Consider the following 14428-nt stretch of genomic DNA (forward strand, 5'->3'; position numbering starts at 1 on the left):
AATTCCCAAGCCGCGCATCTATTTTCCTGACGTTGCAGTACCCTGTGCCGCCACAAGGGGAGGCCGGATGCCGTCGGAACGTACAGAGGTGCAGGTCAGGCCGGGCACCGAGGCCGATCTGGAGGCCCTGACCGATATCTACAACCACTACGTACGTGAGACGGCGATCACATTCGACACGGCCGCCTTCCTGCCGGAAGAGCGCCGCCCTTGGCTGCTCTCCCATCCTGAAGACGGCCCCCACCGCCTCTTGGTTGCCCAGGAGCGGGATTCCGGCCTGATCCTCGGGTACGTCACGAGTTCTCCTTTCCGGGCCAAGCCCGCGTACGCCACCTCGGTGGAAGTCAGCGTCTACTGCGCACCGGACGCCGCGGGCCGCGGCATCGGCACCCTGCTCTACAAGGCGCTCTTCGAAGCCCTCGAAGGCGAGGACCTGCACCGCGCCTACGCCGGGATCGCCCAGCCGAACGACGCTTCCGGCCGCCTCCACGAACGTTTCGGCTTCCGGCACGTCGGCACGTTCCGCGAGGTGGGCCGCAAGTTCGGCCGCTACTGGGACGTCGCCTGGTACGAGCGTCCCCTCGGCCCCCGGCCCTGACCCGGGTCTTAGGTCCTGACCAGGCGCGCCCTAAGCCCTGACCTAGGCCGCAAGGCCGTTACGCCCCGCGCGCGGCCGCCTTACCGTGCCCGCATGGACGCCACAGCCGACACCGCAGCCGAGATCTCAGCAGAGATCGCAGCCGACACCACCGGCACCCTCGACGAAGCCCTTCAGCGCCTGCACGCCTCGGGCCCCGAGCGGCTCGGACGGCTCACCAACCACGCGCCGATGGCCGTCGAGGCGCTCGCCGCGCACGGCCACTCCGGTGCGGTCCACCGATGGCTCGAGCTGTACGCGCCGAAGCTTGAGGAGTACCCGAGCGCGTTCGAGTCAATCACCGGCGACGACTGGCGCGAGGCCCTCGGCGATCCGCGCCGTGCGGCGGACTGGATCGCGTACTTCGGCAGGGAGCTCGGCGAACGCCCGTGGCGCGACGTCCTCGCCACGTGGTGGCCGCGCCTGCTGCCGGGCATGTACGGCGGCTCCACGCACCCGGTGATCCGGGTGGGCCACGCGGTCCGCACGCTCCTCACGAGCGAGCCGGGCGGCGCGACCGAACCCCGCGTCGCCGAACTCGCCCACGGCCTCGGCTACTGGGCCGCCCGCCACCACCCCGTCACCGGAATCGAACTCCTGCCGCACACACACGGAGGCACCGCGGCCGCGGCCCTGGACGCCGTCGAGCCGATCCCGGACAGGGAGAGCGGCGGCTTCCCCGCACGGCTTGGCCGGGTCGCGGGCCTGCCCGCGTGGGCGGCGGGCGTGAGCGACCCCGACGAGGCGCACCGCGGGCTCACCGAGCTGGTGCGCGCGGCGACCCACCGGTACGCCACGCACGGCCATGGCGAGGAGACGATGCTGGTGCACGCGGCGACCGCGCCCAACGCCGTGCTGCGCGCCCTGCCCGCGCTGCCCCGCACCCTGTGGGCGCCGAGCCTGCACGCGGCCTGGACGGCATCGGCCGCCGTGACCTCGATGTACGCCCCGAACGCCCCGGTCACGTACACCGCACCCGGCACCTTCGCCCCCGAGGAGGTCTTCGAGCGGGCCCTCGCGCACGGCGACGAACACGTCATCAAGTTCACCGACACGGCACTGGACGTGGGCGACGAGCGCGCCCTTGCGGCGGCCCTGCGCGCGATCGAGATCAGCGAGCCGCTCACTTAGACCAGTCACACCCCGTGTTGTTTAAGTTTCAAGGAAAGCTTGCGGGCTGCGTACAGTGGAGTACATGGACACGGCACCCACTTCTCCCCCCGACGGGGAACCGCGCTGGCTCGACGACGAGGAACAGCGCACCTGGCTCGCGTATCTGCAGGCCACCACGCTCCTGGAGGATCATCTCGACCGCCAGTTGCAGCGCGACGCCGGCATGCCGCACATCTACTACGGCCTCCTGGTCCAGCTCTCCGTCGCCCCGCGGCGGCGCCTGCGCATGACGGAGCTGGCCAGGAACACCAAGATCACCCGGTCGCGTCTCTCGCACGCCATCGCGCGCCTGGAGAAGAACGGCTGGGTGCGCCGCGAGGACTGCCCCTCCGACAAGCGCGGCCAGTTCGCGATCCTCACCGACGACGGGTTCGAGGTACTGCGCAGGACCGCGCCCGGCCATGTCACCGCCGTACGCCAGGCCCTCTTCGACCGGCTCACCCCGGAACAGCAGAAGTCCCTCGGCGAGATCATGTCGATCGTCGCCGAGGGACTTCAGCCGAAGGAGGCGGGGGCGGACCTGCCCTGGCTCCGCTGAGCCTCCCTGTCAGGAACTGGGGGTCAGTCCTGTCAGGAACCGGGGGTCAGTGCGCGACCACCGGGATCCGGATCTCGTCCTCGACACCCTCGGTGTCACCGGAGCCCGAGGCGGCCGGAGCGCCGCCCTGGGCGCCCGTGTTGATGAGGGCGAAGGCGATCGCGGCGGCGGCGAGGAGGATGCCGACGGCCCACCAGATCGCGCTGGTGTAACCCTCGACCATGGCCTGCGCCTGGAGCAGCTTCTGCGCCGCGGGAGTCGTCGCGCCCGCCGCGTGGTCCGTGATGTACGCGGTGGTGGCGGAGGCGGCGATGGTGTTCAGGAGAGCCGTGCCGATGGCGCCGCCGACCTGCTGCGAGGTGTTGACCATCGCGGAGGCGACACCGGAGTCACGCGGCTCGACACCGTGCGTGGCGAGCGACATGGCGGGCATGAACGCCGTACCCATGCCGAGGCCCAGCATCAGCTGCGCGGGCATGATCAGACCGGTGTACGAGGACCCGACCTCCAGCTGCGTCAGGAGCAGCATGCCGACGGCCGCGAGCACGAAGCCCGGACCCATGAGCAGCCGCGGCGGGACGCGGGTCATCAGGCGGGCGCCGATCTGCGTGGAGCCCACGATCATGCCGACGATCATCGGCAGGAACGCGAAGCCGGTCTTGACCGGCGAGTAGCCCTGGACGATCTGCAGGTAGTACGTGAGGAACAGGAACAGGCCGAACATCGCGATGATCGCGAGGCCGAGCGACAGGTAGACGCCACCGCGGTTGCGCTCGGTCAGGACGCGCAGCGGAAGCAGCGGCGACTTGACCTTCGCCTCGGTGAGGACGAACGCGGCGAGCAGCACGGCCGAGCCGACGAACATGCCGACCGTCAGGGAGTCCGACCAGCCGGCCGACTCGGCGCGGGTGAAGCCGTAGACCAGCGCGACCAGACCGAGGGTGGAGAGGACCACGCCGGGGATGTCGAGCGGCGAGCGGTTGCGGGCGCCGGCCGGCTCACGGATGACGAAGTAGGCGCCGAGCGCGGCGACGACGGCGAAGGGGATGTTCACGAAGAACGTCCAGCGCCAGTTCAGGTACTCGGTGAGGAAGCCGCCGAGGATGAGACCCACGGCGCCACCGCCACCGGCGATCGCACCGTAGATGCCGAACGCCTTGGCGCGCTCCTTGGCATCGGTGAACATCACGGCGAGCAGCGAGAGGGCGGCGGGCGCGAGCAGCGCGCCGAACACACCCTGAAGGGCGCGGGCGCCCAGCATCATGGCCTCGCCGGTGGCTGCGCCGCCGAGCGCGGAGGCCGCGGCGAAGCCGATCAGGCCGGTCACGAAGGTGCGCTTGCGGCCCCAGAGGTCGGCTATGCGGCCGCCGAAGAGCAGCAGACCACCGAAGGCCAGGGCGTAGGCCGTGATGACCCACTGACGGTTGCCGTCCGAGATGCCCAGGTCCTGCTGGGCGGAGGGCAGCGCGATGTTCACGATGGTCGCGTCGAGCACGACCATCAGCTGCGCGAGCGCGATGAATATCAGCGCTTTCCAGCGCCTGGGATCTGTTTCTGACATGGGAAGAGCCACCTAGCGGTACTAGTGGTGAAAAAGCGGTACGAGTGATGAAAAAAGTGCCGGAAAGCCGACGCGTTCAGGCCGGTCGGGCGGGACTCAGGACTACTCAGGACTGGCGGAGGTCCTCCAAGGTCGCCGCCTCACCGGGCAACTCGGAGCGGGCCGGCGCCATCAGGCCGTCGAGGAACAACTGCAGATGGCGGTGGACGAAGCGGTCCATGTTCAGGCACGCGGTGCCGGGCAGCGGCCTGGTGAGCTGGGAGAGGGCGACCATCAGGTCTCCGACGGCGATGTCGGTGCGCAGCTGCCCGGCCGCGCGCGCCCTTTGCATGAGCCCGTCGGTGACGGCTTCGAGCCGCTCACGGGCGTCGACCAGATCCGGGTGACCGGGGTCGAAGGCCTCCTGGAGCATCGGGCACAGGGCACCGATCCGCTCGTCGGCGGAGGCGTGCACGAACCGGCGCAGGGCGTCGAACGCGACACCCGGGTCGGCGTCGGCCGCCGCGATCGCTTCCTCGGCGTGTGCCGAGACGCGGTCGGTGACCAGCAGGACGACCTGGTGGACCAGTTCGGAACGGTCGGAGAAGTGCCGGTAGACCGTGGCGTTGCCGACGCCGGCCCGGCGCGCGACCTCGTCGAGCGGCACGTCGGGGCCGAACTCGACGAACATCTCGCGTGCGGCGGCGACGATCCGCTCCCGGTTGCGCAGGGCGTCGGCCCGCGGGCGGGGCGTGCGGCGCTGTGCGGCGGGGGCGGTTTCCACGGCGGCTCTCCTCAAGCTTGTGGTCGAGTCTCCGGACGGTGCCGGAGCCTCGGATGCGCGATGCGGGGAATCACTCCCCGTTTCGCTCGGACACAGGTCTAAACGGGGAGAGAGTCCCCGGATATTTCCCACGCTCGGACTTTCTTTGTGTGACCCGCGCCACACCTAACTGAACAAGAAACCCACGATCGGTCGCACCCAGCGAGCGCCCGCGCACCCACCGGCACAGGGTGATCGGAAGGGTGCAGCCAGGACCGGCGGCTGCCGCAAGGGGAAGGCCCACGCATGCAGCAGCCGACCTGGAGGCAGATACGCGGAGCGCAACGTGGCGCCGCACTCGCCACCTGCGCCGTCCTTGCCCTCACGGTCACCACATCGGCGAGCACCGGCCGCCTGATGGAGGAGTCCCCCACAGCGGCGGGCCCCGTCTCCCTGAACCGCGCGACGACACTCAGCCCGTGCATGATCAACGGCACGATGGGCGTCCAGATGTCGGAGGGCGTGCCCACCTCCGCCGGCTACTCCCGCTCCACGGGCACCGTCCGAGCCCTGAACCTCATGGTCGACTTCTCAGACGCCCGCGGCGACGGCACCGCGCGCGACCGCCTCGCCGAGTTCTTCCCGCAGACGTCGGACTGGTTCCGCACCAGCTCCTACGGTCGGCTCGACTACCGCCCGGAATCCCCGATCCCGGACTGGCTGCGGATGCCCAAGAGCTTCAAGGAGTACGGGATAGAGCGCGGCGCCCCCTTCGATCCGGGCTACCGCGAGCTGGTCCAGGACATCGTGACGGAGGCCGACCCGGACGTGGACTTCCGGGAGTACGACCTGGTGAACATCCTCATGACGCCGAACGCGGGCCCTTCCGCTCTCGACACGGTCCTTTCGGTGACCTTCGCGGGCAACACCGAGGCACCCGTCGCGGACGGCGTCCCGGTCTCCAACGCGTCGTTCGTCTACAGCCGTCAGGACGACGGCTCGGGCAGCTACCGCGAGACCGGCTACCGCGTACTCCCCCACGAGAACGGCCACGTCTTCGGCCTGCCCGACCTCTACACGCAGGAGGGCGGCGGCGCGGTCGGCCACTGGGACATCATGAGCGAGGACTGGGGCGCCAACAACGACCTGCTGGCCTGGCACAAGTGGAAGCTCGGCTGGCTCGGCGACGACCAGATCAGCTGCGCGTCGAACGCCGGCACCACCGAGCACACGCTGACCCCGCTGCCGCAGGACGGCGGCACCAAGCTCGCCTTCGTGCCGCTGAGCACGCGGACCGGGTACGCCGTCGAGGCGCGCACCCGCGGCGGCAACGACGAGGCGGTCTGCAAGCCCGGAGTGCTCATCTACCGGGTGGACGCGGAGGTCGACACGGGCCAGGGCCCGGTCGCCGTCCTCGACTCCACGAAGGACAGCGGCGGCTGCACACGCCGGCCGAACGTCCACGCGGAGCTCTCCGACGCGACCTACGAACCCGGTCAGACCTTCACGGACAAGAAGACGGGCGTGCGCATCACGGTGACGGACATCGACGAGGAGGGCCGCTACCGGGTGCACGTCACGCGGCCGTGAAAGTGCAGGGTCTCAGGCGCCGTTGACCTTGGAGGAGCCGGCGCCGGGCACGGTCTGCTGCACCTGGCGCAGGAAGGCGGCGTTGTTCGGGGTCTTGCGCAGGCGCTCGATGATCGCCTCCAGGTTGCTCTGCGCGTCCCTGCCGTGCAGGGCGCGCCGCAGGCCGCGTACGGCCGTCAACTCATCGGCGGGCACCAGGAGTTCGTCACGTCGTGTGCCGGACGGGGTGACGTCGACAGCGGGGAAGACGCGTCGTTCGGCCATGCCGCGGTCGAGGCGGAGCTCCATGTTGCCGGTGCCCTTGAGCTCCTCGAAGTAGTAGTCGTCGGCGCGCGATCCGGTCTCCACGAGCACGGTGGCGAGCATGGTCAGGGACCCGCCCTCCTCCGCGAGCCGCGCGGCGCCGAAGAGGCGCTTGGGCCCCTGGATGGCGGCGGCGTCGACACCTCCGGAGAGGGTGCGGCCGCCGCTGGAGGCCGCGTTGTTGTACGCGCGGCAGAGCCGGGTGAGGGAGTCGAAGAGCATGACGACGTCCTTGCCCTCCTCGGTGAGCCGCTTGGCGCGCTCGACGGCGAGTTCGGCCAGGGCGATGTGCTGCTTGGCGGGCCGGTCGAAGGTCGAGGCGAGCACCTCGCCGCGTACGGAACGCTTCATGTCCGTGACTTCTTCGGGCCGTTCGTCGAGCAGCACCACCATGAGGTGCGCCTCGGGGTGGTTCGCGCTGACGGCGGCGGCGATCTGCTGGAGCAGGACGGTCTTGCCGGTGCGGGGCGGCGCGACGATCAGGCCGCGCTGGCCCTTGCCGACGGGGGCGACGAGGTCGATGAGCCGCGTCGCGACGCTGCCGCCACCATCGCCCGGCGTCTCCAGGCGGAGCCGCTCACGGGGGTGCAGCGGGGTGAGGTCACCGAACCGTGCGCGCCGGTGCAGCGCCTCGGCCGAGTGCCCGTTGACACGCTCGACGGAGGTCAGCGTGCGGGGCCGCCCGCACTCACCCTGCACCACATCGCCTGCACGCAGGCCGAGTCGGCGGATGAGGGCGGAGGGAACCTGTACGTCGTTCGGGGTGGGGAGGCAATCGCCTGTACGGAGATGGCCGTTGGCGTTGTGACTCGCGTCGAGGATGCCGGAGGCGGCGACGACGGGGGTCTCGGTGGTTGCCCTGCTCGGGGTGGTCTTGTTGCGGGTGATGGTTGCGGTACTCATGGTGGGGTCCTTTCGCAGGCATGCGAATGAAGGGGCCCGGCGGGACGGTGTGTTCACGTCCCGTACGTCGGGCGGAGAGAAGAACTGCGGCAAAGGGCTTCGCGAAGCGACAGAAACTATGGAAGCCACGGAGCTGCGGGAGCCTCGAAGAGGCGGAAGAAAAGAAGATCGGCACCGGCGCCGCAGAAAGCGGCGTACACACGTGCTGTTCGCAAGGTAGCACAGCTTGCGGGACGTCGAGCGTGACGTGGGTCACCGGAACCGTACCCGGACGGCCGCACCCGCCCACATGACGCGCCCCCCGGTTATGTGGGCCCCACACATGGGATCCCCGTGCGGCGCGCCCTTACCTTTCCGGCCATGACGAGCCCCATTCCCGGCGGTGCCGCCCCCGCCGGAACCGACCTCACCGGACGCACCGCCCTGGTCACCGGCGGCGCAAGCGGCATCGGCCGGGCCTGCGCCGTGGCCCTGGCCGGTGCCGGCGCCTTCGTCCACGTGGTGGATCAGCAGGCCGACGCGGCCAAGGACGTGGCCGACGAGATCGACGGTGAGGCGCACGCCGTCGACCTCGCCGACCCCGCCGCGGTGCACACCCTGCCCACCCGCGTCGACGTCCTCGTCAACAGCGCCGGGCTCCAACACGTCGCCGCCATCGAGGAGTTCCCCCCGGAGCGGTTCGACCTGATCCAGAAGGTCATGGTCACCGCGCCGTTCCTCCTGCTGCGCAGGACGCTGCCCCACATGTACGCCCGCGGCTGGGGCCGCGTCGTGAACATCTCCAGCGTGCACGGCCTGCGCGCGAGCCCCTTCAAGTCCGCCTACGTCGCCGCCAAGCACGCCCTGGAGGGCCTGAGCAAGGTCACCGCCCTGGAAGGCGCGGAGCACGGCGTCACCAGCAACTGCCTCTGCCCCGGCTACACCCGCACGCCCCTCGTCGAGGACCAGATCAGCGCCCAGGCCACCGCCCACGCCATCGCCCCCGAGCAGGTCCTCACCGACGTACTGCTGCGGCGTTCCGCGCTCAAGCGCCTTGTCGAGCCCGAGGAGATCGCCGCCGCCGCGCTCTGGCTCTGCGGACCGCACAGCGGCTTCGTGACCGGCGCGTCGCTGCCCCTGGACGGCGGCTGGACCGCCGGCTGAACTCCCGCTCCCCCAGCGCCTTTTCACCACACGCCCCCATCGAGAAACGTCCCCATCGAGAAACGGATCACGCCATGGCAGCCGCAACGCCGCGCGCCCAGGGCAAGCCCCCGGGCAAGCCGGGTATCGCCCGCATCATCAGCGCCAGCCTCATCGGCACCACCATCGAGTGGTACGACTTCTTCCTCTACGGCTCCGCCGCCGCGCTCGTCTTCAACACCCTCTTCTTCCCCAACAGCGACCCCCTGGTCGGCACCCTCCTCTCCTTCCTCACCTACGCGGTCGGCTTCGCCGCACGGCCGCTGGGCGGCGTCGTCTTCGGCCACTACGGCGACAAGATCGGCCGTAAGAAGCTGCTTGTGCTCAGCCTGATGCTGATGGGCGGCGCCACCTTCGCGATGGGCCTGCTGCCGACCCACGCCACGCTCGGCGTCGGCGCTCCGATCCTGCTCACGGTGTTGCGCCTGATCCAGGGCTTCGCGCTCGGCGGCGAGTGGGGCGGCGCCGTCCTGATCGTCTCCGAGCACGGCGACGACAAGAACCGCGGCTTCTGGGCCTCCTGGCCGCAGGCAGGCGCCCCCGGCGGCAACCTCCTGGCCACCGGCGTCCTCGCGCTCCTCGCCGCCGTCCAGTCCGACGAGGCGTTCCTCGCCTGGGGCTGGCGCATCCCGTTCCTGCTCTCCGGAGTGCTCGTGATCATCGGCCTGTGGATACGGGTCTCGGTCTCGGAATCCCCGCTCTTCTTGGAGGCGCAGGCCCGCGCGGAGGCCGAGGCTGCTCTGGCCTCGGGTGGGGCCCCCAAGCAGGACGCCCCCGTCGTCGAGGTCTTCCGGCACAACTGGCGCGGCGTCCTCACCGCCATCGGCACCCGGCTCGGCGAGAACGTCTCGTACTACATCCTCACGGCCTTCGTCCTCGTCTACGTCACCGTGCACCTGGAACTTCCCAAGAGCACCGCCCTGAACGCCGTACTCATCGGCTCCGCCGTGCACTTCGTGACGATCCCGCTGTGGGGCGCGCTCTCGGACCGCATCGGCCGCAGGCCCGTCACCCTGATCGGGTCGATCGGCATGGCGGCGTGGGGGTTCGCGTTCTTCGCGCTCGTCGACAGCAAGTCGTTCGCCGTGATCACCCTGGCGGTCACGGTCGGGCTGCTCCTGCACGGCGCGATGTACGGGCCGCAGGCCGCCTTCATCTCCGAGATGTTCGATACGAAGGTGCGCTACTCCGGGGCCTCGATGGGCTCGCAGCTCGCGTCCATCATCGGCGGCGCGCTCGCTCCGATCATCGCGGTCGAGCTGCTCAAGGACTTCGACTCGGCGACGCCGGTGGCCCTCTACGTCTGCGTGACGGTGGTGATCACGACGCTGACCGTGCTGGTGGCGAAGGAGACGCGTGGCCGTTCGCTCGCCTCCCCCGCCGTCAAGGGGTCAGCTTCCGAGGGTGCGAGCAGCACGCCCTCGGCGACAATCGGAAGCTGAACCGCACCCCGTGCGCGCTCCAAAGGCTCGCGCACCCCGCTCCCGGAGGCGACCCGCCGTATGCCCAGCTCGCCAGAGGCCGCCGACCGCGCCGCCCGCCGGGAGCAGGGGTACGCCGCCCTGCGCGAGCTGCTCGACCTGCTCGCCCAGGACGCGCCGGCCGAGCAGTTCGCCCGTCCTGCCGCGGCGGCCCGCGCGGCCGGGGCGAGCGGCGCCGAGCTCACGGCGATCGACGAGGCCACGCAGACCGCCCTGCGCGTGCGCCGCACCCTGAACCAGCACCAGCGCAGGGAGGCCGAGCTCACCGCGCTGTTCGACACGGCGGGCGACCTCGCGGCGCTTCGCGACCTGGACGCGGTGCTCCGCGCCATCGTGCACCGGGCCAAGCTGCTTCTCCGTACGGACGTCGCGTACCTCTCCCTCAACGACCCGGTGGCGGGCGACACTTACATGCGGGTGACGGACGGTTCGGTCTCCGCCGCGTTCCAGAATCTGCGCCTGGGCATGGGCGAGGGGCTCGGCGGCCTCGTCGCGCAGACCGCCCGTCCGTACGCCACCGGGGACTACGAGGTGGACCCCCGATTCCAGCACACCGTGCCCATCGACAGCGCCGTACTCGAAGAGGGCCTGCACGCCATCCTCGGCGTACCGCTGCGGCAGGGCACGCACGTCATCGGTGTCCTGTACGCCGCCGACCGCACCGCACGCGCCTTCACGCCGGACGAGGGAGCCCTGCTCTCCTCGCTCGCCGACCACGCGGCGATCGCCATCGACAGTGCGCGCCGCATGGAGGAGACCAGGGCCGCGCTCGTCGACCTGAACGAGGCGTCGCAGACCATCCGCGCGCACAGCGAGGCGCTGCGCCGGGCCGAGGACGCGCACGACCGCCTGACCGATCTCGTCCTGCGCGGCGGCGACTTCACCGAGGTCGCGACGGCGATCGGCGCGCTGCTGCGCGGCGGCACACTCATCCACGACGCGGACGGCACGGAACTCGCCCGCGTCGACGCCGACCCACTCGCCCGCGTGGGCGCCGCCCCCCGTACGCCCCCGGCCAAGGCCGTCGCCGCCTCGCGTGCCAGCGGGCGGGCCGTTCCCCTCGACGGGACCTGGGTGTGCGCCGTCCTCGCGGGCCCGGAGCTCCTGGGCAGCATCGCCCTCACCGGCCGTGCCGACCTGGGCGAGGCCGACCGCCGCCTCTTCGAACGCGCCGGGGTCGTCACGGCGCTCCTCCTGCTCCTGCGCCGCTCGGCCGCCGAGGCGGAGGACCGCGTACGCGGCGAACTCCTCGGCGATCTGCTCTCCCTCTCCGGCACTCCGGGCCGCCTCACCTCGCGTGCCCGCCGCCTCGACGTCGACCTGGCGCTCCCCCACTCGGTGTTCGTCGCCCACAGCGACACGGCCCCGCGCCAGCTGCTGCTGTCATCGGCCGCCCGCGCCGCCCGCATCCGCCACGGCCTCTCCGGCCTGCACCACGACCACGTGGTCCTGGTGCTCCCGGCCGACGACACCGGCTCCCGGGCCCGCGCGCTCGCGGCCGAGCTCACCCAGGCCGCCGGATCCCCGGTCACGGTCGGCGCCGCGGGCCCGGCCACCGGCCCCGAGGCCCTCGCCCAGGCGCACGCCGAAGCACTGCGCTGCCTGTCCGCCCTGCGCGCGCTCGGCCACACCGGCCAGGGCGCGGACCTGCCCGACCTCGGCTTCCTCGGCGTACTCCTCGGCGACGACACGAACCTGGACTCCTACGTACGCCGCACACTGGGACCGGTCCTCGACTACGACGCCAAGCGAGGCACCGAACTCGTGCACACCTTGCGGGCCTACTTCGCCTGCGGCATGAGCCAGTCCAAGGCGAAGGACTCCCTGCACGTCCACGTGAACACGGTGGTCCAACGCCTCGACCGCATAGGCCACTTGCTCGGCGCCGACTGGCAGACCCCGGAACGCTCCCTGGAGATCCAGCTCGCCCTGCGCCTGCACGCCTACACCTGGGCGACCACGTCGCCCTGATCCTCCGCCGCTTCTTCATGCCTCGCGGTGGCGGCCGGCACGAGGAAGGTGGCGATGAGCCCGAGGACGACGAAGCCCGCGGCGACATAGCCGCCGAGCGCGACCCCGTCGGTCATCGCCGAGCGCGCCGCGTCGGCGAAGGACGCGGTCTCCGGGCGGTCCGCGAGGGGCCCGATGGCTGCTCCCGCGCTGTCGGTGACGGCGCCGGTGAGCTGGTCGGCCTTCCCGGACGGCACACCGGCATCGCTCAGCCGGTCGCGCAGGTTCGTGCTGAGGGTGGTGAAGAAGACCGTGGTCAGGGCGGCGATCCCGAGCGCGGAACCGAGCTGGCGGAAGGCGCTCTGGATGCCGGAGCCCTGCCCCGCGCTCTCGTGCGGCACCTCGGCGAGGACCACGTTGGTGACCTGGGCGGTGGCGAACCCGACACCGATCCCGTACGCGAAGAGCATCAGCGCGACGGCCCACCAGGAGCTGTCAGGGGCGGCGATGAACCCGACCCCGGCCAACCCGACGACCTCCAGGGCGAGACCGATGCGCACCTGCCCGAGCGCCGAGACCTTGGCGGCCAGCGGGAAGCTGACACCGGTCGCCACGAAGCTGCCGATGGCGATGGGCACCAGGGCGAGCCCCGCCTCCAAGGCGCTGTAGCCGAGGGTGAACTGCAGCCACAGCGGGAGCACCGCGACGATGCCGAACTCTCCGAGGCCGATGATCAGGGTCGCGATGTTGCCGTTGCGGAATGAGGCGATCGAGAACAGCCGTACGTCCATCAGGACCCGCGAGGAGGACTGTGCGCAGGACTGTGCGGAGTCACTGCCCCGGCTGAGCGCGATCTGCCGCCGCACGAAGGCGAACAGCGTGACGGCGGAGAGCACGAGGGCGACGAGAACGGGCGAGGGGCCGCTCCCCCAGCTGACCCCGAGCACCTCCAGCGGCTCGATGCTGACGATCCATCCGTACGTACGCCCTTCGACGAGCCCGAAGGCGAGCAGCCCGAGCCCGACCGCGGAGAGCACCGCACCAGCCACGTCCAGCCGTCCCTTGGTCCGCGGTGAGGGCGCCATGTAGAGCAGCACTCCGGCGGCGACGAGGACGGACAGCGGCACATTGATGCCGAACGCCCAGCGCCACGAGACGTGTTCGGCCAGCCAGCCGCCGAGCAGCGGGCCGAGCGCGGCGGCGGCGCCGATGGTCGAGCCCCAGATGGCGAAGGCCTGGCCGCGCGCCTTGCCGGTGAAGGTCGCGTTCAGCAGGGAGAGCGAGGTCGGCAGGATCATCGCCGCGCCCGCGCCCTGCAGAAAGCGGGCCAGGATCAGCAGCCCGCTGCCGGGCGCGAGCCCGGCCAGCACGCTGGTCGCACCGAAGACCACGACGCCCGCGACGAATATCCGGCGGGCGCCGAAGATGTCGGCGAGGCGCCCGGTCAGCAGGAGCAGCGCCGCGAAGACGATCGCGTACGACTCCTGGATCCACTGCGCCTGCGCCGAGCTGGCGTCCAGGTCCTCGATGACCGAGGGGACGATCACGTTGACGATCGTGGTGTCCACGACGATCAGGGCGACGCCGAGGGCGATGGCGATGAGACCGAGCCAGCGGCGGGCTGTGGGCGCGGCGGGGGACGGGTCGGGCGTCGGGCCGGGCGATGGGCCGGGCGTCGGGCCGGGGGACGGGCCGGGGGACGGGTCACGCATCTCGATCGATACCTCCATGGTGAAGTAATTCCACGGTGAAGGTAATGTGGGGCCGGTAAGTTGTCAAAGCACGAGTGCGGGACAGGCAGGCAGAGGGACCAGAGAGGGCGGGCGGCGCGGTGGCGACGAAGGAACCGACACCCGGCGAGGTGACGGCGCAGCGCGAGCGCCTGATGGAGGGACTCAGGGGCTACGGCGAGCGCTACAACGAGCTCAGCCGCCGCTTCGCCGTCTGGCTCGGCCTGCACTCCACGGACGCCGACGCCCTCCTGGAGATCGTCATCGCCGAGGACCGCGGCACCCCGCTCTCCCCGGCCCGCCTCAGCGAGCGCATCCTGCTCTCCTCGGGGGCCACCACCGCGCTCCTGAACCGCCTCGAAGCCGCGGGCCACATCGTCCGCACCCGGGAGCACACCGACCGCCGCGTCGTCACGCTGCACAGCCGCCCGGGCATCCGGGACCGCGCCGACGAGTTCTTCACGCCGCTCGCGAAGCGCATGGACGCGACGATGGCCCAGTACCCGCCCGAACTCCTGGAGCGATTCGAGACGTTGCTCGCGGACCTGCGGACGACGATCGACGTGGACCTCGCGGAGCGGGACGGTCGAGCCGGGCCGACCTGACCGGCGACCGTGGCACCTGCCGCATCTGCGGCA

12 protein-coding genes are annotated in these 14428 nt (G+C 71.1%); 8 read left to right on the forward strand and 4 right to left on the reverse strand.

From position 1 onward, the window contains the following. Positions 1-67 precede the first annotated feature (67 nt). From E5671_RS21475 to E5671_RS21485, 3 genes are all read left to right on the forward strand, one after another. Positions 68-598, forward strand: a complete 531-nt coding sequence (locus E5671_RS21475) for a GNAT family N-acetyltransferase (RefSeq protein ID WP_160505584.1) — start codon at positions 68-70, stop codon at positions 596-598. A gap of 93 nt (positions 599-691) precedes the next feature. After that, a complete protein-coding gene (locus E5671_RS21480) occupies positions 692-1768 on the forward strand; it encodes a questin oxidase family protein (protein WP_160505585.1) in 1077 nt (358 codons plus the stop codon). Between the two features lie 64 nt (positions 1769-1832). Further along, the gene (locus tag E5671_RS21485) at positions 1833-2348 is read left to right on the forward strand and encodes a MarR family winged helix-turn-helix transcriptional regulator (protein WP_160505586.1); all 516 of its coding nucleotides are present in this window, start codon (positions 1833-1835) and stop codon (positions 2346-2348) included. A 46-nt stretch (positions 2349-2394) separates the two neighbouring features. Here E5671_RS21485 and E5671_RS21490 read toward each other — a convergent pair whose 3' ends face one another. Both E5671_RS21490 and E5671_RS21495 read right to left on the reverse strand, forming a co-directional pair. Beyond that, positions 2395-3909 carry an MFS transporter gene (locus E5671_RS21490; RefSeq protein ID WP_160505587.1) on the reverse strand — a complete coding sequence of 505 codons (1515 nt, stop codon included), beginning with the start codon at positions 3907-3909 and terminating at the stop codon, positions 2395-2397. A gap of 106 nt (positions 3910-4015) precedes the next feature. Further along, positions 4016-4672 (reverse strand): TetR family transcriptional regulator, encoded by a 657-nt coding sequence (locus tag E5671_RS21495; protein WP_160505588.1) that lies wholly within the window; start codon positions 4670-4672, stop codon positions 4016-4018. A gap of 285 nt (positions 4673-4957) precedes the next feature. On the opposite strand from E5671_RS21495, the gene E5671_RS21500 reads away from it, so the two are divergent. Further along, positions 4958-6241, forward strand: coding sequence for a M6 family metalloprotease domain-containing protein (locus E5671_RS21500; RefSeq protein WP_160505589.1), 1284 nt, complete (start codon positions 4958-4960; stop codon positions 6239-6241). 12 nt (positions 6242-6253) lie between these two features. On the opposite strand, the gene rho is transcribed toward E5671_RS21500, so the two are convergent. Continuing rightward, on the reverse strand, positions 6254-7447 hold the full coding sequence (gene rho / locus E5671_RS21505; RefSeq protein WP_160505590.1) for a transcription termination factor Rho: 1194 nt from the start codon (positions 7445-7447) through the stop codon (positions 6254-6256). A 360-nt stretch (positions 7448-7807) separates the two neighbouring features. On the opposite strand from rho, the gene E5671_RS21510 reads away from it, so the two are divergent. From E5671_RS21510 to E5671_RS21520, 3 genes are all read left to right on the forward strand, one after another. Next, positions 7808-8590 (forward strand): 3-hydroxybutyrate dehydrogenase, encoded by a 783-nt coding sequence (locus E5671_RS21510; protein WP_160505591.1) that lies wholly within the window; start codon positions 7808-7810, stop codon positions 8588-8590. A 74-nt stretch (positions 8591-8664) separates the two neighbouring features. After that, entirely contained in the window at positions 8665-10071 is a 1407-nt protein-coding gene (locus E5671_RS21515; RefSeq protein ID WP_160505592.1) for an MFS transporter, read from the forward strand. Positions 10072-10131: 60 nt separating this feature from the next. Further along, positions 10132-12081 (forward strand): helix-turn-helix domain-containing protein, encoded by a 1950-nt coding sequence (locus E5671_RS21520; RefSeq protein WP_160505593.1) that lies wholly within the window; start codon positions 10132-10134, stop codon positions 12079-12081. Here E5671_RS21520 and E5671_RS21525 read toward each other — a convergent pair. Further along, on the reverse strand, positions 12054-13790 hold the full coding sequence (locus E5671_RS21525; RefSeq protein WP_237330211.1) for a DHA2 family efflux MFS transporter permease subunit: 1737 nt from the start codon (positions 13788-13790) through the stop codon (positions 12054-12056). The genes E5671_RS21520 and E5671_RS21525 overlap by 28 nt on opposite strands. A gap of 155 nt (positions 13791-13945) precedes the next feature. Here E5671_RS21525 and E5671_RS21530 point away from each other — a divergent pair, with 155 nt between their 5' ends. Beyond that, a complete protein-coding gene (locus E5671_RS21530; protein WP_160510328.1) occupies positions 13946-14395 on the forward strand; it encodes a MarR family winged helix-turn-helix transcriptional regulator in 450 nt (149 codons plus the stop codon). The last annotated feature ends 33 nt before the right edge of the window (positions 14396-14428 follow it).

The organism is Streptomyces sp. BA2, assembly GCF_009769735.1.
GTDB lineage: Bacteria > Actinomycetota > Actinomycetes > Streptomycetales > Streptomycetaceae > Streptomyces.